At 58.2% G+C, this 20,619-nt stretch carries 18 protein-coding genes; 1 reads left to right on the top strand and 17 read right to left on the bottom strand.

The genetic code is table 11. The features are described 5' to 3' along the window. Positions 1-82: 82 nt before the first annotated feature. The 9 genes from dnaG to AC0AII_RS02095 all read right to left on the bottom strand — a co-directional run bounded on the left by dnaG (position 83) and on the right by AC0AII_RS02095 (position 11,495). Complete coding sequence (gene dnaG / locus AC0AII_RS02135; protein WP_490445913.1) at positions 83-2,173, bottom strand: DNA primase; 2,091 nt, start codon at positions 2,171-2,173, stop codon at positions 83-85. A 57-nt stretch (positions 2,174-2,230) separates the two neighbouring features. Next, positions 2,231-3,514 (bottom strand): deoxyguanosinetriphosphate triphosphohydrolase, encoded by a 1,284-nt coding sequence (locus AC0AII_RS02130; protein WP_101432664.1) that lies wholly within the window; start codon positions 3,512-3,514, stop codon positions 2,231-2,233. A gap of 18 nt (positions 3,515-3,532) precedes the next feature. After that, positions 3,533-3,991 carry an Ohr family peroxiredoxin gene (locus AC0AII_RS02125; protein WP_198189294.1) on the bottom strand — a complete coding sequence of 153 codons (459 nt, stop codon included), beginning with the start codon at positions 3,989-3,991 and terminating at the stop codon, positions 3,533-3,535. A gap of 70 nt (positions 3,992-4,061) precedes the next feature. After that, positions 4,062-5,420 (bottom strand): alanine racemase, encoded by a 1,359-nt coding sequence (gene alr / locus AC0AII_RS02120; protein ID WP_490445912.1) that lies wholly within the window; start codon positions 5,418-5,420, stop codon positions 4,062-4,064. 42 nt (positions 5,421-5,462) lie between these two features. Beyond that, positions 5,463-6,098 carry an N-acetyltransferase gene (locus tag AC0AII_RS02115; RefSeq protein ID WP_490445911.1) on the bottom strand — a complete coding sequence of 212 codons (636 nt, stop codon included), beginning with the start codon at positions 6,096-6,098 and terminating at the stop codon, positions 5,463-5,465. A 186-nt stretch (positions 6,099-6,284) separates the two neighbouring features. Beyond that, complete coding sequence (locus tag AC0AII_RS02110) at positions 6,285-8,288, bottom strand: glycoside hydrolase family 127 protein (RefSeq protein WP_490445910.1); 2,004 nt, start codon at positions 8,286-8,288, stop codon at positions 6,285-6,287. A 37-nt stretch (positions 8,289-8,325) separates the two neighbouring features. Then, the gene (locus tag AC0AII_RS02105; RefSeq protein WP_490445909.1) at positions 8,326-9,144 is read right to left on the bottom strand and encodes a carbohydrate ABC transporter permease; all 819 of its coding nucleotides are present in this window, start codon (positions 9,142-9,144) and stop codon (positions 8,326-8,328) included. 8 nt (positions 9,145-9,152) lie between these two features. Then, positions 9,153-10,073, bottom strand: coding sequence for a carbohydrate ABC transporter permease (locus AC0AII_RS02100; protein WP_490445908.1), 921 nt, complete (start codon positions 10,071-10,073; stop codon positions 9,153-9,155). Positions 10,074-10,172: 99 nt separating this feature from the next. Beyond that, positions 10,173-11,495 carry an ABC transporter substrate-binding protein gene (locus AC0AII_RS02095; protein ID WP_154312640.1) on the bottom strand — a complete coding sequence of 441 codons (1,323 nt, stop codon included), beginning with the start codon at positions 11,493-11,495 and terminating at the stop codon, positions 10,173-10,175. Between the two features lie 340 nt (positions 11,496-11,835). On the opposite strand from AC0AII_RS02095, the gene AC0AII_RS02090 reads away from it, so the two are divergent. Next, positions 11,836-12,846, top strand: a complete 1,011-nt coding sequence (locus AC0AII_RS02090; RefSeq protein ID WP_490445907.1) for a LacI family DNA-binding transcriptional regulator — start codon at positions 11,836-11,838, stop codon at positions 12,844-12,846. Positions 12,847-12,904: 58 nt separating this feature from the next. Here the strand turns inward: AC0AII_RS02090 and AC0AII_RS02085 are convergent, their stop codons facing one another. The 8 genes from AC0AII_RS02085 to AC0AII_RS02050 form a co-directional block, all read right to left on the bottom strand. Continuing rightward, on the bottom strand, positions 12,905-13,387 hold the full coding sequence (locus AC0AII_RS02085) for an S-ribosylhomocysteine lyase (RefSeq protein ID WP_024626660.1): 483 nt from the start codon (positions 13,385-13,387) through the stop codon (positions 12,905-12,907). 78 nt (positions 13,388-13,465) lie between these two features. After that, the gene (locus AC0AII_RS02080; protein ID WP_198200328.1) at positions 13,466-15,469 is read right to left on the bottom strand and encodes a RecQ family ATP-dependent DNA helicase; all 2,004 of its coding nucleotides are present in this window, start codon (positions 15,467-15,469) and stop codon (positions 13,466-13,468) included. Between the two features lie 90 nt (positions 15,470-15,559). Continuing rightward, positions 15,560-16,522 (bottom strand): hypothetical protein, encoded by a 963-nt coding sequence (locus tag AC0AII_RS02075; protein WP_490445906.1) that lies wholly within the window; start codon positions 16,520-16,522, stop codon positions 15,560-15,562. After that, positions 16,519-17,379: an ATP-binding cassette domain-containing protein gene (locus tag AC0AII_RS02070; protein ID WP_144085147.1), complete on the bottom strand. Its 861-nt coding sequence runs from the start codon at positions 17,377-17,379 to the stop codon at positions 16,519-16,521. The genes AC0AII_RS02075 and AC0AII_RS02070 overlap by 4 nt, the downstream gene beginning before the upstream one ends. Further along, positions 17,376-17,741, bottom strand: a complete 366-nt coding sequence (locus tag AC0AII_RS02065; protein ID WP_463427780.1) for a GntR family transcriptional regulator — start codon at positions 17,739-17,741, stop codon at positions 17,376-17,378. The genes AC0AII_RS02070 and AC0AII_RS02065 overlap by 4 nt, the downstream gene beginning before the upstream one ends. Positions 17,742-17,987: 246 nt before the next feature. Then, positions 17,988-18,836 carry an ABC transporter ATP-binding protein gene (locus tag AC0AII_RS02060; RefSeq protein ID WP_490445905.1) on the bottom strand — a complete coding sequence of 283 codons (849 nt, stop codon included), beginning with the start codon at positions 18,834-18,836 and terminating at the stop codon, positions 17,988-17,990. Next, entirely contained in the window at positions 18,823-19,617 is a 795-nt protein-coding gene (locus AC0AII_RS02055; protein WP_490445904.1) for an ABC transporter ATP-binding protein, read from the bottom strand. The genes AC0AII_RS02060 and AC0AII_RS02055 overlap by 14 nt, the downstream gene beginning before the upstream one ends. Further along, a complete protein-coding gene (locus AC0AII_RS02050) occupies positions 19,608-20,558 on the bottom strand; it encodes an ABC transporter permease (protein WP_490446090.1) in 951 nt (316 codons plus the stop codon). The genes AC0AII_RS02055 and AC0AII_RS02050 overlap by 10 nt, the downstream gene beginning before the upstream one ends. Between the last annotated feature and the right edge of the window lie 61 nt (positions 20,559-20,619).

Here is a 20,619-nt window from a genome sequence, read left to right as displayed (position 1 = left end):
ACCAACCCCAGGTCCTCTCCGTCCCTGTCTACAAGGAAAACTTCGACAAGGACAGGGAGGATCAACTTTTCTGGCCACCAGATCACTCGGCGTTGCCGAAGACCTGGTTGCGCAATTCGTTGCGCTGGGTCTCGTATTGAGTGAGCTGGCCGAGAAGGTCGAACTTTTCCTGACCGTCGGGCAACTGATTCATCTGGTGCTTGACTGAGGCGATCAGCCGCATGTAGGTGGCATCCAACAGCCTTGCCAACAGCTCGGAGGCATACTGACGCTCCTCCGGGCTAGGCTGCTTCAGCTGAACATCCGCTTCTTTGGAGCCCTCGCCCTGGTCTTCTTTCTTATTGCCTCTCTTGGAACCCGGTCCCGAGTCCCTCTGCTTATCCTCCTGCTTATCCAGATTCAGCGGCAGGGGCATGACGGCCAGCTCATTGATGGCCGACTCCAGCATGGGCCCGCCCGCCTTGGTGAGATTGTGCATCCACAGTCCTTGGGGCGTCTTCCTGTCAGGCAGTCCTCCGGCGGCCTGCACAGCCCGATAGAGGGAGCGGAAAATCGGAACCTCGAAACTGTCTGGGCTGAGCTGGCCAAAGGCATCCGACCCGACCGCTCTGGGAATTTGGATAAGCACGCCCATGAACTGCTGCTCGCAGATGAAGACGGCATCATCGATGTGGTGGTAGCCCTGTCGAAGGGCGTCCTCACGCTGTATCCTGCGGCGTCGCATGGCATCGTCACTGCCCTGGCCCGCACGACCCTCTGATTCACCCGCACCGCGGTGAGGAGTTCGGACCGCATAGGCATCCTGGTCCTTCACATGCAGCTTACGACGTGCCCTGTTGACCTCCTGACGCAGCAGATCCAGATCCACGCCGATTTTTCTGGCGGTCTTACGGGTATAGGCCCCCACCAGGGAGCGGTCCCTGATTTGAGCCAGGATGGGTGCCACGGCCTTGACTGCCCCCATCTGCCCGGTGGTGTACTGGGTGTCGAACATGGCCACGGCGGTGTCGATGACAAAGTCATACAGCGGTCGGGCGTGCTCGACCAGGGAACGCACGGCCTCATCGCCGTAGCGGATGCGCAGATCGCAGGGGTCCAGATTCTCCCGAGCCACTGCCACGAAGGTCTGCGTCAGAAAGCTCCCGTCAAGGCCAAAGGCATGCAGGGCAGCCTTCTGCCCGGCAGCATCACCGTCGAAGGTGAAAACCACCCGGGAGCCCTGGACCGGCCCCACCAGCTGGATGGCGCCGAGGGCATCGTCGGAGATGAGCCGGCGGACGATCTTGGCATGATCCTCGCCGAAGGCAGTGCCGCAGGTGGCTACAGCCGTGTCGACCCCAGCAAGGTGGCAGGCCATGACATCGGTATAACCCTCCACGATGACCACCTGCCGCTTTTTGACAATGGCGTCCTTGGCCAGGTCGATGCCATAGAGCACCTGGTTCTTGCGGTAGAGCTGGGTGTCCGGCGTGTTGATGTACTTGGCGTTGATGCCGTCGTCCTCGTAGAGCTTGCGAGCGCCGAAGCCCAGGGTGCGGCCCGTGGAATCCCTGATAGGCCAGGTGACCCTGCCCCGGAAGTAGTCATAGACCCCCCGTTGCCCCTGCCTGGCCAGACCGGCATCCAGCATCTCCTGCTGTGTGAAACCCTTGGTAGCCAGGTGGCGAACCAGATTGTCCCATCCGCGTGGGGCGTATCCGCAGCCGAAATGGGCGCTGTCAGCCTGGGAGAAGGTTCTGCCCGCCAAGAGCTTGCGCGCCGCCAGCGCCTCCTTGCTCATGATCTGCGAGACGAAAAACCGCTGGGCCTCCTCGTTGGCCTCCAGCAACCGGGAACGTTTGGACCCACGGCGCTTGTCCTGACGGGAGTTTTCATAATGCAGCTCGATCTGGTACTTGTCTGCCAGGATCTCGACGGCATCGCCGAACTCGACGTTCTCCTCCTGCTCAACATAGGTGAAGACATCGCCGCCCAGACCGCAGCCGAAGCAGTGCCAGACCCCCATGGATGGACGCACCGAAAAGGAAGGGGACTTCTCATCGTGGAAGGGGCACAAGCCCATGTAAGTGCCGGAACCTGAAGGCTTCAGAGTCACACTTTCAGAGACGATCTCATACAGATCGGCCTTGGCTCTGACCTTCTCGATGTCTTCCTTCTTGATCATTCCGGACATGACATCCAGCCTACCGGCCCAGGCCGATGTGTTGCGCCCGGCATAAATGCCGCAGGCCTAGGGGCAGACCAGGGAATGCAGGGCCAAGGCCGAGCCGTCGGTCAGGGAGGCCACCTGGTCGATGGCCACCCGCAGGCGCTCCTCATCCGAACCCGCCTGGCGCCAATCCTCCAGGAAGACATCCTCCAGAGCATCCGAAGGTGCTGGCGAGTCGGCCATCATCACCTCAACCAGGTCGGTCACGATTTTCAGCTGCTCTGCATGGAAGGGCTCCTTCTCACGGGGAGCCATGACGAAGTAGACAGCAATCCCCTTCAAGGCCACAATCTCATAGGAGGTCCGGGGAGGAATGACCAGCCCCCCCGAGTACCTGGTCAGTGGACCTTGGCCATGGCGGCTTCGGGTGGCCGCCTCCACGGAGTCGGCAAAGCGCCCTATCAGATAGCTGGTGGTGTTCTTCAACGTAGCCAGGGCCCGACGTGAACCGTCGAAACCCAACGGCAACATGCCACGGACGGTTTCCAAAGCTCGTACCAGCTGGTCGGCATCCCATCGGTCGCCATACCAGGATCGGGCGGCCCGAACCACGCCATCGATAATCCGGGGCTCAGCCAGCCGCTCAGGCACAAAAGAACCGACCACGATGGCATCCTCCACGTCATGGACGCTGTAGGCGATGTCATCAGCCAAATCCATGACCTGGCACTCCATAGGAGTGCTGGCCTGCGGCGCCCCCTGCTTGAGCCAATGAAAGACCTCTTGGTCGTCAGGGTAGACGCAGAACTTGGCAGTCCTCTCCCCCTTGGGATGAGCCGAGGCCTCAGCCAGGGTCCAGGGGTATTTGACCGCAGCGTCCAGGGCGGCCCTGGTCAGGTTGACTCCTGCTGAACGTCCGTCCGGATGGAAGACCTTGGGCTCCAGCCTGGTCAGCAGTCGAAGGGTCTGCGCATTGCCCTCGAATCCCCCAATATCCGAGGCCAGCGAGGACAGGGCACGTTCGCCGTTATGGCCGAAGGGCGGATGGCCCAGGTCATGGGCCAGACAGGCACAGTCCACCACGTCGGGGTCGCAGCCCAGCATGGTGCCAATCTGCCGGCCGATCTGGGCCACCTCCAGGGTGTGGGTCAGCCGTGTACGGGCAAAGTCGTCAGTTCCAGCGACCAGAATCTGCGTCTTGGCCCCCAACCGACGCAGCGCCGAAGAGTGAACCAGGCGCGCCCTATCGCGTTCAAAGGCGGTCCTGCTGCTGGTCTTTGGGGGCTCTGGGGCCCACCGTTCCTGATCCTGGGCAGAGTAGCCCTCGGCCAGCAGGCGGGATCCGCCCTCCTCGTCAGTGCCCATCAGGCGCGCCCGCTCCGTTCAGTCCAGATTGTCCACGACCACCACTTCAGTGGGCACATTGCCCGCCGTGGCCTTGGAATAGGGGCAGAGCTCCTGGGTGCGTTCCACCAGGCGGGTGGCCAGATCACGATCGACGCCTGGCAGGCAGACTTCAATCTGCGCCTTGATGCCGAAGGATTCGCCCTGGTCACCGAGGGAGATATGAGTGCGCACCTTGCTCTGGGCCAACTTGGTGGCTGGCACACGCAGCTCCTTGCCGGCCAGTCCCATGGCTCCCTGGAAGCAGGCGCCCCAACCGATGGCGAAGAGCTGCTCGGGGTTGGTGCCCTGGCCCTTGCCGCCCATGGCCTTTGGTGTGTCCAGATCCAGGGAGAGATCGGGCTCATGGCTGTCCGCATGGCCCTCGCGGCCTCCGGTGATGTCAGCTACGGCTGTGTATGAGATATTGCTTGGTTCATTTCCTGTATATGTAGTCATAACCTCATCTCACCACTTATATTGCCCCTTGACAAGGCCCCAAGCCTGGGTTCGACCTGTGATAGTGGTCTCAAAGAATGGATTCCGGGGCAAACAAGCGCAGATCGGCAGGGTCGACCACCTCATGCACACCCAGGTAGAGCCGAGGAATCCGGCTACGCAGACAGGTGAAGATCTCATAGCTGATAGTGTCGGCGGCCCGGGCCCAGTCATCAGCGGTTGGCTCAGCCTGATTCTCTCCACTGCCTGGACCGAAGAGAACAACGGTATCGCCTTCGCTCACTCCCAAGTCGGAAGCCATGCCCTCGAGGTCAAGTACGCACTGGTCCATGCAGACCCTGCCAGCGACGCGAACCAACTTGGGCCCTTGACGAGTCATCAGACGGACGGGTCCGCCCCGGTGCTCCCGGCCCATGGCGCCCTGGCGGTCAAAGCCCGAGGCAGACCGATGGATCCCGTCGGCGTAGCCCAGGGGCATGATGGCCGTGCTGGTGGGTTTCTCCGTCAGATAAGTGCGCCCATAGGAGATGCCGTGGCCGGACGGCATATCCTTGACGGTGCCCAGCTGAGCCTGGAGGGTCATGGCCGGACGCAGACCATAATCGGCCGAAACCCCCATGGAGGGATCAGGCTCGTATCCGTACAGGCCGATGCCCGGACGGGTCAGATCGTAACGTATCCCAGGACGGGTGAGCGTGGCGGCGGTATTGGCCAAATGCCGGATTTCGGGTTTCATGCCTGCGGCCGTCATCTTGTCGGAGAACTCCTCGAAGAGCGCGATTTGCTCGTCAGTGGACGACACAAACTCGTCCACGCCAGGCATGTCGGCCACTGCCAGATGGCTGAAAAGCCCCACAGGCTCCAACAGCCCCTTGGCGGCCAGGCGGGAGAGCTCGTGCAGGGCATCCCCGAAGGCTTCAGGGGTGAAGCCGTTGCGTCCAAAGCCGGTGTCCACCTTGATATGGACGCGTGCAGGTCTGCCGGCCCGATCTGCCGCCTGGGCTGCCATGTCCATGGTCTTTAGGGAACCGATGCCCAGATCGATGTCAGCCTGGATCAACTGATCAAAGGGGGCGCGGTCCCCATTGAACATCCAGGACAGAATCCGGCAACGGTCGGGGCCGATGCCTGCACGACGCAGACGCAGGGCCTCGCTGGACTGGGCCGTTCCCAGCCAAGTTGCCCCACCGGACAAAGCCGCCAGGGCGACAGGAATGAGCCCGTGTCCGTAAGCATCGGCCTTGACCACACCCATGACCGCAGTACCAGGGTTCGTGGAATGAACCAGATTCACCAGGGTGGCCATATTGGCCTTCAGGGTTCGCAAGTCCACGATGATCTGTCCGGGATAGGCCCGAAAAGCCTGCTCGTAATGCCTTTTGCCCTCGGGCCCGGAGAACCGCCATGCTGGTGCTGCACTCAATGTCATGGCACCATTGTGCGACGGTGCCGTGACGGCTGGTCGCTGCCCTCAGACCGCAACCAAATGCCTGGCCGCCCTTTCATGTTCCGCCAGGTCAAGGGGCCGATCGTGCCGCTGGTAAGCCACCCGCACATTCTCGATCTCCTTGTTCTCAGGCATGATGATGTTGCCGCAGCGGGTGAAACCGTGGGTCTCCAGGATGTGCTGCATGGCGTAGTTCTTCAGTCCCGTATCGGCGCGTATGTTCTCGTACCGGCGCATGCTCCAGTCAAGCAGGTCCCCGGCGGCATGGCGCCCCAGTCCCGAGGCAGCCACCCGATGGATGGTGGTATAGGGCCGGTCGTCCAGCCAGCTGCCATCAATGACCTTATAATCTGGTTCCGGATCATGAAAGAGGGCAAAAACGCCGATGACGCGCTCGTGGCTGCCCTTGTGCTCGTCCAACTCAGGTTCAGGATAGGCAGGATCCTCAGGAATTTGGTCCATACCAGCCGCATCATCGACCAAGAGCATGGTGTGACCCCCAGCGATGTCCTCGCGGATGCGTTCAGGCAGGGGGTACTTGTCCCCCCACTGACGGGGGTTGCCGGTTTCAGCCATCCGTTTTCTGGCATAGGCGTAGACAGGCATGATCGCCTCAAAGTCGTCCATGGTGGCATGACGTATCCAACGTGCAGTTTCCATCGTGTAGCTGCTCACTGTGGCTACCTCTTTCTCGACCGGTGCGGCAGGGACGAAACCCGCCCCCGCGATTGCCGAAGTACGAGTGTATCCATCAGCAGGCAGTCACGAAGTGAGTACGCATTGAGCGAATCGGGGAATAGTTTGGGCTATTGTGCGGCCCTCATAAAAAGTCAAAACCTTTCTTCATCAGCTCCGTAACCAGACTTTCATGCTTCCTGTCTCCCGATTTGCCCAAGCATAGTAAGGAACCAACTTCATATTTACCGATCGCTCGTGCTTATCCGACAGAGGGATGTAGAGAGGATCATCAGGGCTATCCTCGGAATCAAACACGGCTGGTACGGTCAGCACCTCGATGCCGCCGAGCAGTTCCTGGTGAAATTCAGATGTCACTTTCTGAGGATCGACAAGGACCCGGTACTGCCAAAGCTTCCCTGGGTTATCAGTCGACTCGGCGCAATAAACCAGAGGGCCTCGCATAAGCGCAACAGCTCCGGCATCCGACGAAACCCGCGAGTTGGCTCTCATGAGCTTAACGGCCATATCCATTTCCAGGTGAACATGGCTCTTCTGGCCCGGAGCCAGATCCACATAGATGAATCCGCGGTCAAGCTCCGTCGACTCTTCGGATCCGTCAAAGGTCAACTTGTACGAATCGGCCGTCCAACTGGGCACTCTTAAGCCGAAACGAACTGGCCTGGGCGCATCCGCGGACATTGCCAAGTCGTAGTCGACAAGCCCACTCCATGGGAAGTTTGTGGACTCCACAACTTCAAGGCCATTGTCAAAGCTGGCCTGATTGGCGATGAACTGATGGCTGAGCACTGTGGAGTCATCGGGCCTTGCATAAATATATCTATCCACGGACGCGATCAGTCTGGCAATGTTGGCGGGACAGCAGGCGCAGCCAAACCAGTCCACTCTATGTGCCAGAACGTGATGACGATCCGGATTGTCTATGCCCTCAGGATCAACCTGGAGCGGATTGACATAGAAGTACTGACGTCCATCCAGACTGATGCCTGCCAAGGCACCGTTGAAAAGCTCGCGCTCCAGTATGTCGCCATATTCACCATCTGCATCCAACGCAAGCATTCTCTCGGCCAGCATGGTAGCCCCGACCGATGCACAGGTTTCACCGTACATAGTGTCATTAGGCAGGTCGTAATCGTAGGTAAGGGACTCGCCGACATGGGTGGACCCGATATTCCCGGTGATGTACATACGCTTGTCGACCAAGTTGCGCCATAGTCGGCGTACTGTGCGTTCCAAATCTGCATCTTGGGTAATGGCAGCCAAATGGGCCATACCCGTACATAGATACATCAGCCTCACTGCATGGCCATGGGCTGTTTGTTGCTGGCGAACCGGGCGGTCAGCCTGAAAGTACTGCAAAGGATAACCGGCCATGTCCGGCGCGATTTGCTCACCTGGCGCGCTTTCTTGTTGTTTTGCATAGAAACGTGGATCCCGCCCACGAACATCGATGAGATAGGCAGCCAATTGCTTATACCGCTCTTCACCAGTGGCCTCAAAGAGCTTGCAGAGGGCAAGCTCGATTTCAGGATGACCATCGGCTCCGTGGAGTTTCCCCTCTTCAGGTCCTATATGCGCACCAATGCAATCAGCCATCCGACAAGCTATATTCAGTGCCTGCCTGTTGCCGGTGACTTGGTAATAGGCCACTCCCGCTTCTATGTAATGACCCATGCTGTAGGTTTCATGGGACTGCTGCAGCTGCGTGAAAGGCCTGCGATCTGCCCAAGGACCCGTCCCAATCTGAAAAGCGGTGACCAGGTACCCGTCTGGAGCCTGCGCCCGGGAAATAATGTCCACAGTGCTATCGCAGACCTCTTGCAGGTGGGAATCCGGATGGTACTTCAGTACATAGGCGGCTTCCTCCAGCCACTTGTAGACATCGGAATCCTGAAAGACCATGCCTTTGAATTCTCCATCCTGCTCACCAGCGGCAATGCGCAAATTGCTGACGGCATGACTGAGTGGGTCGGAACCCTGATTGCCGGCTGGATCATCAGGCACATTTACATTGACTTGATCATTGAGAACCTGCCACTGATAGGGCAAAACCACGCGTGCGATCTGCTCCCGCCGTTGTTTCCAAAAAGTTGATGTGATCCTGACTCGGGGTTCACTAGGCAGTGGCTTCCCACGCAACTGTGATTTTCTCATTCGTTCTCCTTCTGTCCACGATCGTCAACACGAACCGTCAGCCCTTGACTGCGCCTGCCATGAATCCCTTGACGTAATACTTTTGAAGCGCCAGGAAGAGGATTGCCGCAGGCAAGAGCAACACAACCACACCGGCCTCTGTAGCCCCGTAGTCAATGACGCCCATGGTCTGCTGACGCATGTTGACCAAGGCCAACGGCAGGGGGGCGTGCGAGGACCCGACAAGGTAGAGGGGAATCATGAAATTATTCCATGCTTCAAGGAAGGCCAGCAGCCCCACGGTCACCATGGAAGGTTTGACCACAGGCATCAGGATTTTGATCAGCGCCTGCAGGCTGTTGCATCCGTCCACCATGGCCGCCTCCTCCATATCCTTGGGAATGGCGTCAAAAGCTATCCGCATAATGAAAGTGCTCATGGGAAGTTGGAAAAGAGTCAGGACAAGACCGACGCCAACCAAGGAATCGTTCAGACCGATATCCTTGTACCAAACCATGAGCGGTATCAGCAGGGATGCATACGGCACCATAAGAATGGACAGCGTTACCATAAATCCCAGATCATGGCCTGGATATTCGAATCTGGAGAAGGAGTACCCGGCCATAGTGCAGACAATTACGGAAAGCACCACTGTAACCAGGGTGATTACCACCGAATTGGCCAGGTAGGTGGGCAACCCATCCTGGTAATGCAACAAGGTCAGATAATTGCCCGGTCCCCAGCCGTCCGTCTGGGCAGATCCTGTCTGCGGACTGAAGGAGCAGATGACCACCCATATCAGGGGAGCGACGAAGACCAGAGCCAGCAGGGCCTGAAGAATCCTGCTTATACAGCGTTTCCACAAGGGCGTAGTCATGATTCCCCTTACTTGGTATTGTCGCGCAGACCGCGCATTTGAATTGAATTGATGATGACCAAGGCCAGCAGCACAATCAAAGAGAGCGCTGCAGCCATGCCCAGGTCTTTCTTGGAGTCGAAGGCAAAGTTGTATATGAGCTCGACTACGGTCATGGTCGCGTTGTTGGGTCCACCCTTGGTCAGGATGAAGAACTGATCGAAAGCAAGAATGGACCCCGTTACGCAGTAGACCAAACACATGATGATGGTCGGCCGCATCAAAGGAAGGGTGATTGACCTGAAAATCCGCCAAGTACCCGCCCCATCCATGCGCGCAGCTTCGTAAAGATCACCCGGAATGGACTGCAGACCTATCATTATGAGTAGCATGTAGTACCCCGAGAACCGCCAGACAATGACAATGATGGTGGCCCAAAGAGCACTCTGCCCGGTAGCCAGCACAGAACCATTGGCATCCATGAGTCCCAGATGAGCCAGGATTTTCGTGACCGGTCCCACCTGAGGCGAATACAAGGCATAGAAGAGCAACGATGCTGAAGCCAGTCCGGTGGCGCTAGGCAGCAGGAAGCAGGTCCTAAGCACGTTGTTCCATGCACTGGACTCCTGCACGAGCAAGGCTAATCCCAGTCCGAGAACCAGGAGAATAACGGTTACTATGACCGTGTACTCCAATGTGAACCCGATGGCATGGCCAAGCAGTTCATTGTGCAGAACCTTGATGAAATTCGTCGGGAAATTCCAACCCCGATTACCACCCATCAAGGTCCAGCGAGAACCCGCCATGACGATCAGCAGGACAATGGGAACGACGAAAAGAACGATAATGAACAGCCAATCCGGGAGAGCATAAATCATCCCTCGGCGCATTCTTCTTCCGCGTACCCTGCTTCGTCTTCGTGTTACTGCTTGCTCACTGCTGCCTGACATATTGCACCCCTTCGTTGGTCATACCAATCGTCGGCTATCGTCAGAAAGGTTCCTCCGCAACCCTTCTGGCGAAACCGATGGATCCGTATTTACGGCCATTCACTCCTTGGACAGGACCTTGCTGACCGCCTGATTGTCGGCTTGCAAATTACCCTTGCCCCAGACGGCATTTTGAATCAGCAGCTGCCAGGGTGACCCGGCGGCATTGAATGCCTCGTTGAAGGCCGGAGACTTGGGGGTCTGGCCATGACCATCGATAATGACGGAATTGATGGTCTGCACCCGCGGGTCAGCATCGGTGTAAGCGGTCTTCAGGGTACGAATGTTCGAGGCGGTATCACCTTTGTCGGCGAACACCTGCTTCTGGCTATCTGCTTGCATCAGCCAGGAAAGGAAGTTCCAAGCCTGAGCGACATGCTTGCTGTCCTTGGAGATTCCCATGGCATCCCCGCCGAGGAAAGTTGCAGTCTTGCCCTCTTCAGTGCCTGGTATAGGAGCCACACCAACCTTGAAACCGCCCTTCTTCTCTGCCTCAATGACTGCGGTCACCGAGGTGTTGGGATAGGGCATCACACCGACCTTTCCGTTGGCGAATGGGGCTGTCCAGGTAGCGCCCGTTTCCTCCTTGGAGCCTGCTCCCAGGCCATTGGTGGTCTCAGCAAGCTGATGGTAGGCGTCCAGGGTGGCCTTCATAGAGGGGTTGTCCAGAGAGGCCTTGCTGCCGTCATCATTCATCACTTCATGACCATCGGCCCATGAGGACGGGAAAAGATCGAACGCCAGCGCCCCGCCTGATTGACCTGCCAGATATGATCCTGAGACCCCGTCCTTGTTCAAACCGGCAATCTTCTTGGCTTGACTGGTAAACTCCTCTATGCTGGCCGGACCTTTCTCCGGGTCCAGGCCTGCCTGCTGGTAAAGGTCCTTGTTCCAGACCATGATCGATACATCGGTGATGAAGGGCAGTGTGTATTTCTTGCCATCCACGGTCCCAGCCTTGATGTGTCCCTGCTGAAGATCGGCTTTATTTGACAGGGCATCGATCTGCTTGGTGATGTCCTTGAAGATGCCTTCAGAAGCCCAATAGGGAATACGGACCACATCACCCGCCAGAATATCCGGCAGCGAACCAGTTTGGGAGGCTCCACCTACCTTGCCTTCCATGTCGTCGTTGGGGATGATCTCCAACTTGACCTTGTTCTTATGGGACTTGTTGTATACCCCAACCACATTTTTTGCCTGCCGCTCCAGTGGCGATCTGGTCCACAGGGTGATTTGCGCCCCGTCGTCCGTACCTTTGGCCGGTATCTTGTCGGAAACCGCACCGGACTGCGATCCCCCTCCACATGCGGCCAATGGCAGGAGCATGGCGGCAGCGGCTATGGCTGTCGTCGTACGTACGATGCTCTTCATCGAGATCATATCTGCTTCTTTCTCTACGTTCCCGCTCATCGTTGAGAGCTGGCAGCGGAAACTCCGCTTAGCATTCGACGAGTGTCATTTGAATCCAACCGAATGGTCCACGCCGAAAGCCCTTTCATCATATGTGATGTAAGCGAAAATGCAAAATCGCTTTCTCATAATGTTATAAGCCTATTGATTATTTCTAAGTGATGTATTTTCTTCTACTTTTGACGTACTAATGCGAAAATATCGCTTCCGAGTTTTCGCGACTACTGAAATCCTCGTAAGGCCGCACTAGCATAAGGGTTAACACACAATACAATCAACTGCTCGGAAAAATCGCGAACTGGAGTCGGACATGGGGAAGACAACACGGACTGTCAGGCTGTCGGATGTGGCACAAATGGCTCAGGTGTCACTTTCGACAGCTTCTAAAGCGCTTCATGACCAGCCCAGGGTAAGTCCCGCGACCAAAAAAAAGGTTCGGGCAGCGGCAGAGCGTTTACACTACAGTCCAAACAAGATGGCTCAGTCCCTGGCCAGCGGAAAGAGCGGCATCATCGGCCTCGTCACCTCCGACCTGACCGGCCGTTTTTCAACCCCTATCCTGATTGGGGCCGAAAACGAGCTGCGCGCTGGCTCCGTATCTGTTTTGCTGGCGAACGCCCGAGGTGATGAAGCCCTGGAGCGCAGCCATGTGGAAAAACTACTCTCGTTGAATGTGGACGGTCTGCTCATCGTGCAAAGGGAGACCAATCCCCGTTCCAGTTTGGGAAGCGTAGGTGTTCCTTTGGTCTATGCATATGGACCGTCAACCAATCTCAATGATGCTTCTGTCACCTGCGATAATGTCGATGCCGGACGAATCGCAGTCAATTCGCTCATCACCTGCGGACGCAACAAAATAGCCATCATTGGAGGCGACGAAACTTTTACGGCAGCCACAGACCGGACCAAGGGATCACTTGAGGCGCTAGCAGAATTCGGCCTTGAACCTGCTGGGCCAATTCGATATGGCCGCTGGAATGAGAATTGGGGACGCGCAGCTACCAGGCTATTGCTTGACCAAGGCGTCGATTTTGATGCAGTCGTCTGCCAAAGCGACCAACTGGCAAGGGGCTGCATCGACGCACTGAAGCAGCAGGGACTGTCGATTCCCGATGATGTGGCGGTAGTAGGCCACGACAACTGGGATGTGCTGGTCAACGCCTCCAGGCCTTCATTGACTAGCATCGACAACAACACCGAGCTGATTGGCCGCATTGCCGCTCGGCAGCTCATGGATGCCATCAAAGGACAGCCGCACCATGGGATTGAATACGTACCCTGCCGTCTGATTCAACGCGAGTCAACGGTGCCCATGGATTAAAGCAAGACAGGGGCCCAGGCCGAACTTTCATCTTCAGCCTGGGCCCCTCTGTCAGCGATCAGACCAGCTTGCGCTCAAAAGGATCGGAGCTGATGCCGGCAGCCACGATGTCGCGGCTCCACTGCTTGGCCGAGAAGAGCGAATGGTCGCGATAGTTGCCGCAGGAGGTGATCTCGGTGCCGGGCACGTCGTCCCAGGTGGCCTTTTCGGCGATGAACTCCAGCGACTCCTTCAGGGCCTTGGCCACATCCTCGGTCGAATGACGGCCCCAGGCAAGCAGGTGGAAGCCCGTCCGGCAGCCGAAGGGCGAGCAGTCGATGTATCCGGGGATGCGCTCGCGCAGGAGCACGGCGATGGTGTGCTCGATGGTATGCAGCCCAGCAGTTGGAATGGCGTTCTGATTGGGCTGGACCAGGCGCAGATCATAGTTGGAGATGATGTCTCCCTGAGGGCCCTTCTCCTCGTCGATCAGACGAACGTAGGGCGCCTTGACCTTGGTGTGATCCAGCTGGAAGCTCTCTACAATAGGTTTGTCAGCCATTGTTATTTCCTTTCCTGTCGGGCGCCCGGTATGAAAGGCAACCTTGATGAAGTCGTGTATGTCTCATGGTAGGCCGACCTACCTATCAGATTCGGCAGTTCCCCTGGCCACATCCACTCCTCTCCCGGCCGAGAACTCAGCGATGACCCCCATGAACTGGGGTCCATACTGCTCCAGCTTGTGCTGTCCCACCCCATTGACGGCCAGGAAGGTGGCCTCATCGGCGGGCCGAAGGCGACACATATCCCGCAGTGCCTTGTCGGAAAAGACAATGTAGGGAGGCTTGCCGATCTTGCGGGCTATGCTGGTCCGCAGGTCGCGTAGCTTCTGGAAAAGTTCCTCATTTTCTGGGTTGGCATCGCTTGCACCGGCCTGGTCGAGACCATCATCGTCGACGGTTGAAGAGGATCTGCCGCCGAAGACCTTGCCCGAGGCACGTGGGCGTTCCGTCCGCTTGATTTCGTAGTGAAAGTCCGGACTGACCGTCTGCGCGGCCTTGGGCCCGAAATGGACCATAGGCAGCCGCCCCTCCGTGATGTACAGATACCCGTCCGAGGCCATCTGGTTGAGCACGTCGCGGATGCGCGCCTCTGGAACCTGATCCAGAGCACCATAGCTAGGGCACCGATCCAACCCTCGACGAAGAAGATCCTGCGAGCGCGATCCCCTGAGAATTTGCGCGATCTTGCCGGAGCCGAATCCCTGATTCACATCATGAACGCACCGGCTGATGGCACGGGCCACATCGCTGACATCGATGGTCGTGAAAGTGCTCAGACAATTGGAACAGTTCTGGCAGCCGCCACTGCCCGTGTCAGGATGCCCGACCGGGACGGATTTGCCCTTGTCGGCCTCGGCAGGCGAAAGACCTGCGGCAGCCTGGTCCACCTCCTCGCCGAAATACCGCAGCATGTACTGATGAAGGCAGCCGGTGGTTCGACAGTAACCGATCATGACATTGAGCAGACGCCGGTGTTCGGCCCTGACTGCTTCAGCCTGCTCACCGGTCAGTCTGTCGTTGCCGTTGTCCATGTCCAGCAGGCGCCTGCGGGTGACGATGTCGCTCTCGTTCCACAGCAGGGAGCAACGGGCTGGCTCGCCGTCACGTCCCGCTCTGCCGGCCTCCTGGTAGTAGGCTTCGATGCTCTCAGGCATATTGTGATGAATGACATAGCGCACGTTGGACTTGTCGATGCCCATGCCGAAGGCATTGGTAGCCACAACCACCTGCACCTTGTCGTTGACGAAGTCCCGTTGCGCCTGCTCCCTGTCCTGTGCATCCATGCCAGCGTGGTAGCTGACAGCACTGACACCGGCCTTGGTCAGGTCATCAGCCAGAGCCTCGGTCTCCTTGCGGGTGGCACAGTAGACGATGCCAGAATCATCGCAATGCTTCAGTGCGTACTGGACCACCCAGCGATTCTTGTATTTGCTCTCCAACTTGATCACGTCGAAGAAGAGGTTGGGCCTGTCGAAACCCGTCACCGCCACGTAGGGGTCGTCAAGACCCAGCATGTATACGATGTCGCGCCGAACCTTCTCGGTCGCCGTAGCTGTGAAGGCCGCCACCGTAGGTCGGTTGGGCAGGGACCTGATGAAATCACCGATGCCTAGGTAGGCAGGGCGGAAGTCCTGGCCCCACTGGGATACGCAGTGGGCTTCGTCCACAGCCAGCAGGGAAATTTTTGTATGCTGGGCGAACTCCCTGAATCTGGGGGCATCCAGCCGTTCCGGAGCCACGTAGAGGATTTTGCTGCGTCCCTGGGCAGCCTGAGCCAGGGCCAGGGACTGCTCATCCATGTCCTGGGTGGAATTGACGAACGAAGCATGAATGCCGGCATCCTCAAGCCCGTCCACCTGGTCCTTCATCAGAGAAACCAAGGGAGAGATGACGATGGTCAGACCGTCCAGAAGAGTGGCAGGAATCTGATAGCAAATAGACTTGCCGGCACCGGTCGGCATAACACCCAGGCAGTCCTGCCCGTTCAGGATAGCCTTGACCAAATCCTCCTGACCCGGGCGAAAGGACTCATATCCGAAATACCTCTTCAGCGCCTGCCCTGCATCCTGGATGTCCACCATGATTCCCCAGTCTATTGCCTCGGCAGGAGTCAAGCAGTGGGCGAACGACCATGTGGTCAATCGTCGCTAGAATTCTTAGCTATCCTGCCACTAACCCAGAATGCTGAGCCCCTGGATAGCTGGTAGCTGCCGACGGCTGGTGAGCCAGTAGCTGAACAGGATGCATATGGCGGAGAAGACTAATGTGAAGACCACTTGGGGCCAGAGTAAATACACGGTGACGTATCCCCATAAATCAACATTCATGAAGGGGCTTAAGGTCTTGTACATCCAATGGCCGCGCATAAGGTTGATCATCTGAACCGCCGTTTGCTGCCACCCCCAGAAATTCCAGCCGGAAATCGAATGCCAGAAACCAACACAGATCAACAGCCCTACCAGCAGCAGACATCTGCCTTTTCGATCAAGACGGGCGGCCAGGTCACCCAGCACCTGGCCAAGCAGAACGAAGGCTACCTGCACCATAAAGACATGCAGCGCCAGAGCCAGCCAACGGGACGGCTGCTGGGCATACGACTGGTTAAAGCATGACACACTCCAGGGATCAAGAGTCAGTCTCCAAGGCGAACAGCCCTGTACGAGAAACCTTTGGTAACTTTCTGTAAAGGGCATCCATCCTATTTGGCCTAGGCTGCTGATAATCGCGACCACGATCATGAAAGTGGTTGTCGCCAGGGCCATGACCACATTGGAGATGATCTGGGTCCATGCGATTGTAGAACGAGTCACAGCGTTGGAGATCAGGGGCCGGAAAGTCGTCAGTGAGCAGGCAAGGGCGGTGGCCATGAGCACCATTTCGGTGAACAGACCGGTGAACCCGGAGCTCAAGGGGATGAACCCCATAACACCCAGAGTGAGGACGAGAACCCAAATCAAAAAGACGATCAGCCTCGGCATCACCTGTACGCGCAGAGCCATCCGGGTCTGCACCGCAGGCGACAGGAAACTCTTGATTCGGGCCCACCCTTCAGCTGGTCCAGCACCCAGGTCGGGGCTTTCTGGCCCCAGCTTGGTCTTCGTCCGCACTACCCCCGCAACTTGCGTGTTATTCATTGTGCCGCTCCTTCCGTTATCTGGACGAAGTAGGTCTGCAGATCCATGGGGGCGACAATAAGCCCCTTGGGCTGCTCGTCGGACACTGGCCCCTCGAAGCTGACGCGCAGCAGGTCGCCGATGCGCTGCCTGCTCAGCAGCTGTGGGTCGCCCTGGGCAAGGTAGCCCTCCACGTCACGCGGACGGCCAGTGACAGTGGTCCCCAGGGCTGACAGATCATCCACGCTGAAAGATCGCAGGACCCGCCCCTGGTCGATGATCGTGGCGCGGGAGATGAGCTGGCTGACCTCGTTGATGATATGGGTGGCGATGATCATGGTCGGTCCGCGCTGCTGATAGGCCTCCAGAACGAAGGAGTAGATCCTCTCCCTGGCCGCCGCATCCATTCCTGTTGTCGGTTCATCCAGAATGAGGTATTCCACAGGCAGGCAGAGTCCGATGACGTCCTTGACCACCTGACGCTGCCCCATGGAGAGGGAAGCAAAAGTGTCAGTCAGCCTCAATGCGAAGCTCTTAAGAATACGCTCAGCCAAGTGCCAGTCGAAATCACCGTAAAACCCCTCGGCCATGGCGAATGCTTGTCTAATGTGTCGTCGGGATGGATAGGGCCAGGTTTCGTTGACCAAGGCCACGCGGCGAGCGATTCTTGAGTCGCTGACCAGATCGCTTCCATCCAGGTGGACCAGCCCCTGGTCAGGAAGTGTCCTGCCCGTCATCAGATTGCACAGGGTGGACTTGCCGGCTCCGTTCCGCCCGAAAAGTCCGTATATATTGCCAGGCTCAAAACAGAGTGAGATCTCATCCAGGGCCTTCAGCTTTCCGTACGATTTGTCCACCTTGGAAACTGTCAGACTCATTGGTAGACCCTTTCTATGATGGCGTCCAGGTCCTCACGAGATACGTCCAGAGACTTGGCTTCTTCGACCAGATCCTGGAACCTGCCGTTCAGAAGTTCCCTCCTCCGACGCTCACGAACGCTCCGGCCAGCACCGGCAGTGACAAACATGCCCAGCCCCCGCCGTTTCTCCAGAAGGCCCCGGTCGACCAGCAGGTTCATCCCCTTGAGGACGGTTGCCGGGTTGATCTGGTAAGCGGTCGAGATTTCCGTGGTGCTGGGAATCCTTTCACCATCGGCGACCAAACCCTCGGCTATGGCTTCGGCCAACATGTCCGCCACCTTCACGAAAACTGGCCGACCATCCGGTATTTCGATCGCCATCGTTTGACCGCCTTGTCTGCCTTGATTCGGGGCGTCGAATTAGGATCTGCATTACTGTTTATTACTTAGTTACTTGAGTAACTAACCAACAGTCTACGATTTGCTCTACCAACCGTCAAATCAGGTGCAGTCTTTAACCGTCCGTTTTCTCTGCACAGATGCTCTCGCTGCCCTCCTTCATTCCGTCAAGGACGGGCATGCACTCATGTAATTTTGCTTGGCCAGAATGCCGATGAGCACCGGTACCTATATGGTCGCAGCTGCCAGTAGCTGACGGGTATAAGACTGACTGGGGTGATCGAGGATGGCTTTCACAGGCCCCTCCTCCACCACCTTTCCTTGACTGAGCACCATGACCCTGTCCGCGATGTGCTGAACCACGCCCAAATCATGGGAGATGATGATCATGGACATGCCATTTGACGGATTGCTCTGCTTTCTGGACTGGGCCATGATGGACTGAAGGGTATGAAGAATCCCAACGCGTGCTGAAACGTCAATGGCGCTCATGGGCTCATCGGCCAAGAGTATCCGGGGCTTGACAACAAGGGCTCGGGCTATGGCCGCCCGCTGAGCCTGGCCTCCGGACAGATCGGAGGGATAAGCCGTCATGATCCTGCCTGGATCAAGCTGAACCTCTGACAAGACCTTGGCCACCTGATCAGCAGAGCCCGTCCCACCCTGACGACGATGCCATAGGTGCCCGCTTCCCCTGCGCCTGGCAGCCAGAAGAGGTTCGGCGACCGATCGACCGATGGTCCACCGCGGGTCGAGGGAGGCGAAGGGGTTTTGAAAGACCAGAGCGGAGTCTCGGGCAAGCTCCTTGGCGGCCGGGGAACCATGCAGAACTGGTCTGCCCTCATATGCCACCTGCCCGGCATCAGGCCTCAACTGACCAAGGAGCATACGAGAAAGCGTGGTCTTCCCTGAACCGGACTCCCCTATGATCGCCAAGCACTCCCCCGGCAGGAGGGAAACATCGATGCCGTCAACTGCAGCTTCTCGAGCCGTTCCACTGCCGGTGGAGGCATAGACCTTGGTCAGGCCCTCCCCGATCAGGATCGGATCGGCATGTGCACCGTCAGTCAGCCTCATGCTTGCCTCCATCTGTGCTCAGCGTCAACTCTCTGGCCGCTCGCACCAGGGTCCTGCCCTGCGGACTGGATGGACTACGCAGAATGCTCTGCGTCTGTCCGCTTTCCACCACTCGCCCTGCATCGAGGATGTAGCAGTAATCGGCAACCCGGGCCAGGACTGAGAAATCATGGGTGATGAACAGGAGGGAGGCCCCGCTCTGGTCGACCAAGGAGACCAACAGGTCCACAATCTGCCGCTGGGTTATGGCATCCAGGGCCGTGGTCGGTTCGTCTGCCAGAATCAGTCTGGGCTTGGTGACCAGGGCCGTGGCTATGGCCGCCCGCTGCTGCTGTCCCCCGGACAGCTCATGCGGATAGGATCCAGCCAGATCCGCATCCAACCCGACCTGGGCCAATATCTCCATGACCCGCCTGCACCGTTCCTGGACGCTCAGACGATAGTGGCGGCGAAGAGGCAGCTCAACCTGGCTGTAGATCTTCTTGACCGGGTTCAGGGCCGTGGAAGGATTCTGAAAGATCATGCCCATCCGGGAACCGCGCAGATCCGCCAGGGACCGGTCGTCCGAACCGAGAATCTGGAGCCCGTCCACCAGAATGGATCCCGACAGGGAGGCCGTCAGTGGTGTGGTGCCCAAAACGCTGCGGGCGATCATCGACTTCCCGGAGCCTGAGGAGCCGATCAGGCCTACCCGCTGGCCGTCCCTGACTTTGAGGTCCACCTGGTCGAGAATGGTGCGGCCATTGATGGACAGGCTCAGGCCGTCAATATTCAGCGACATGATTGGCCTCCCTCGCCTGTATGGACCGCATTCTCGACATGATGATCAGCGTCATCTGATTGCCCGGATTGAAGAGTGGACCGTCCGGCGGCAGCTACGGCAGCCCTGAGCCTGGGGTTGGTAACCGGATCGATGGCATCACGCAGAGCGTCGCCGAATAGGTTCAGAGCAACCACCACCATCGTGACCACCAGGCCAGGCCAGAGCACAGTCAGCGGAAAGACGTTGATGAACTTGACCGAGGTGGTCAGCGAGTGCCCCCAGGAGGGCAGACCAGAGGGAACGCCCACCCCCAGGTAGGTCAACCCTGCCTCAGCGAGCACAGAGGTCCCCGCCGACATGGAAAGCTGTACGCACAGGACCGGAATGACATTGGGCACCAGATGGGTGCAGAAGATTCTGAAGGATCCGACCCCGCTGTGCCGGGCGGATTGCACATAGTCCGACTCTGCCGCCAGGAGCGCCTGGGGCCGTACGATCCGGGCCAGGTTGAGTCCGTAGCCGAATCCGCATGCCACAACAACCACGGCGATGCTAGGTCCCAGGGGGACGGCCAGAATCAGGGCCAGCAGAACCGTAGGCAGGGAAATCAGGGCGTCGACCAGGACCACGACGGTCTGCGACACTCCTGAACGGCGCGAGACCATGGCCATAACCAGAAGAAGCCCCAGAACGCCTGATAGGAGGACCGCCAGAAGGCTGATGGCCAGGTTGGTGGCCGATCCCGCCATCAGCCAGGAGAGAATGTCTGCCCCGGTGCCATCCGTTCCCAGCAGGTGGTCGCGGCTGGGGGCCTGCCAGATCCGGTACCCGTCGGTAGTCCAAATAGGAACCGGTGTCCAGAACCTGGAGATCAGGGAGACCAGGATCCATATGGCCAGAACAGTCATCGAGTATCGCCCCGAGGCCTTGCGCCACATGCTGGACAACACCACCCGCATCCGCCCGAAAAATCCCAGTCGGCCCGGGAATGCGGCCCTGGGTCCCAAGCGCGGCCTGTCT

Source organism: Bifidobacterium sp. VU/mBH4 (B4), assembly GCF_058199535.1.
The sequence above is the reverse complement of the archived record's forward strand: the minus strand, read 5'-3'. Positions and strand labels throughout refer to the sequence as shown.

What these genes read in the sequence shown, in the direction of transcription:
- dnaG (WP_490445913.1), bottom strand. Translation starts at nt 2,173, where the DNA reads ATGTCCGGAATGATCAAGAAGGAAGACATCGAGAAGGTCAGAGCCAAG.
- AC0AII_RS02130 (WP_101432664.1), bottom strand. Translation starts at nt 3,514, where the DNA reads ATGGGCACTGACGAGGAGGGCGGATCCCGCCTGCTGGCCGAGGGCTAC.
- AC0AII_RS02125 (WP_198189294.1), bottom strand. Translation starts at nt 3,991, where the DNA reads ATGACTACATATACAGGAAATGAACCAAGCAATATCTCATACACAGCC.
- alr (WP_490445912.1), bottom strand. Translation starts at nt 5,420, where the DNA reads ATGACATTGAGTGCAGCACCAGCATGGCGGTTCTCCGGGCCCGAGGGC.
- AC0AII_RS02115 (WP_490445911.1), bottom strand. Translation starts at nt 6,098, where the DNA reads ATGGAAACTGCACGTTGGATACGTCATGCCACCATGGACGACTTTGAG.
- AC0AII_RS02110 (WP_490445910.1), bottom strand. Translation starts at nt 8,288, where the DNA reads ATGAGAAAATCACAGTTGCGTGGGAAGCCACTGCCTAGTGAACCCCGA.
- AC0AII_RS02105 (WP_490445909.1), bottom strand. Translation starts at nt 9,144, where the DNA reads ATGACTACGCCCTTGTGGAAACGCTGTATAAGCAGGATTCTTCAGGCC.
- AC0AII_RS02100 (WP_490445908.1), bottom strand. Translation starts at nt 10,073, where the DNA reads ATGTCAGGCAGCAGTGAGCAAGCAGTAACACGAAGACGAAGCAGGGTA.
- AC0AII_RS02095 (WP_154312640.1), bottom strand. Translation starts at nt 11,495, where the DNA reads ATGATCTCGATGAAGAGCATCGTACGTACGACGACAGCCATAGCCGCT.
- AC0AII_RS02090 (WP_490445907.1), top strand. Translation starts at nt 11,836, where the DNA reads ATGGGGAAGACAACACGGACTGTCAGGCTGTCGGATGTGGCACAAATG.
- AC0AII_RS02085 (WP_024626660.1), bottom strand. Translation starts at nt 13,387, where the DNA reads ATGGCTGACAAACCTATTGTAGAGAGCTTCCAGCTGGATCACACCAAG.
- AC0AII_RS02080 (WP_198200328.1), bottom strand. Translation starts at nt 15,469, where the DNA reads ATGGTGGACATCCAGGATGCAGGGCAGGCGCTGAAGAGGTATTTCGGA.
- AC0AII_RS02075 (WP_490445906.1), bottom strand. Translation starts at nt 16,522, where the DNA reads ATGAATAACACGCAAGTTGCGGGGGTAGTGCGGACGAAGACCAAGCTG.
- AC0AII_RS02070 (WP_144085147.1), bottom strand. Translation starts at nt 17,379, where the DNA reads ATGAGTCTGACAGTTTCCAAGGTGGACAAATCGTACGGAAAGCTGAAG.
- AC0AII_RS02065 (WP_463427780.1), bottom strand. Translation starts at nt 17,741, where the DNA reads ATGGCGATCGAAATACCGGATGGTCGGCCAGTTTTCGTGAAGGTGGCG.
- AC0AII_RS02060 (WP_490445905.1), bottom strand. Translation starts at nt 18,836, where the DNA reads ATGAGGCTGACTGACGGTGCACATGCCGATCCGATCCTGATCGGGGAG.
- AC0AII_RS02055 (WP_490445904.1), bottom strand. Translation starts at nt 19,617, where the DNA reads ATGTCGCTGAATATTGACGGCCTGAGCCTGTCCATCAATGGCCGCACC.
- AC0AII_RS02050 (WP_490446090.1), bottom strand. Translation starts at nt 20,558, where the DNA reads ATGCGGGTGGTGTTGTCCAGCATGTGGCGCAAGGCCTCGGGGCGATAC.